Origin of the sequence: Caulobacter sp. CCH9-E1, assembly GCF_001556515.1 — a bacterium.
Lineage (GTDB): Bacteria > Pseudomonadota > Alphaproteobacteria > Caulobacterales > Caulobacteraceae > Caulobacter.
This window is the reverse complement of record NZ_LSJA01000085.1, coordinates 1-1,262: the sequence shown is the minus strand read 5'-3', so window position 1 is coordinate 1,262 and position 1,262 is coordinate 1. Positions and strand designations below refer to the sequence as shown.

The 1,262-nt window shown below is 66.9% G+C and carries 1 protein-coding gene; it reads right to left on the bottom strand.

Annotated features, from left to right (window positions below; genetic code table 11):
• Positions 1-28 precede the first annotated feature (28 nt).
• Positions 29-1,200 (bottom strand): IS3 family transposase gene (locus tag AX690_RS05100; RefSeq protein ID WP_156449569.1). Its coding sequence is split into 2 segments (ribosomal slippage): positions 29-927 and positions 927-1,200, totalling 1,173 coding nucleotides; the frame shifts between segments, so codons are not numbered across the junction.
• Positions 1,201-1,262: the final 62 nt, after the last annotated feature.

The following is a 1,262-nucleotide window of genomic DNA, read 5'->3' as shown; positions in this document are numbered from 1 at the left end:
TGATCTTCCCCCGAAAAAGTGGACGGGGTTAAGCCGCTCTGCGTTCCATCTCGGCGGGGCTGATATAGCCCAGAGCCGAGTGCAGGCGACGGGAATTGTAGAAGCCCTCGATATAGCCGAACAGATCGCGCCGGGCCTGGGCGCGGGTGGCGTAGACCCGATGATGGACTCGCTCGGTCTTGAGGGTGTGGAAGAAGCTCTCCATCGGGGCGTTGTCCCAGCAGTCGCCCTTACGGCTCATGGACGGGGTAATCCCTGACTGGGCCAGGGCGGCGCGGTAGGTCTCGGCGGCGTATTGAATCCCGCGATCCGAATGGTGGATGAGCCCGGGCGCGGGCTTTTGGCGCTCAATGGCCATGCTCAGGGCCTCCAAGGCGATCTGGGTATGCAGGGTGTCGCGCATTGACCACCCGACGAGCTTTCGGGTGTGCATGTCGAGGATGCCGGCCAGGTAGAGCCAGCCTTCCCCGGTCGGAATATAGGTGAGATCGGCGAGCCAGACCTGACCTGGGGCCGCCGCCTGGAAGTTGCGGGCGAGCCTGTTGGGCGAGATCGGATAGCCATGGCGGCTGTCGGTCGTGCGGGTGCGGCGGGGCAATGCGGCCAGGCCGCGCAGGCCGGCGCGGCGCATCAGCCGCTCGATCCGCGAGCGTCCGACACGACGACCATGGCCGCGTAGAACGGCGTGGACGCGCGGCGAGCCGTAGGTTCCGCCGCTCTCGGCATGGATCAGGCGGATGTCCTCGGTCAGGGCGCGATTGGCCGCCGCCCGCCGGCTCTCGGGCCTGAGGCGCCAGGCGTAGTAGCCGCTGGCCGACAGGCCCAGGACCCGACACATCATCCGAACCGGCCAGACGCCGCGGTGCTCATCGACGAACCCGAACTTCATCGGGAGGCCGCTCCGAAGATGAGCGCGGCTTTTTTTAGGATGTCGCGCTCCATTCGCAGGTGGTCGTTCTCGCGGCGCAGGCGGGCGTTCTCGGCGACCAGGTCAGACGGCGACGGGGCCGGCGCTTGCGTGTGGGGGCGCCGCGCCGGCCCCGTCGCCTGCGTCCCGTACTGCATCATCCATCGTCGAAGGACCGTCTCGTGCAGGCCCAACTCCCGGGCCACCGCACCGGCCGACAGGCCGCTGCTGGCGACACGGTCAACCGCTTCTCGTTTGAAGGTCTCCGGAAAGACCCGACGCTTCACGTTCATCAGACACTCCTCTCCAGCTCCGAAAAGCTAGCATGGGTGTCCACTGAAACGAGGGAGGATCA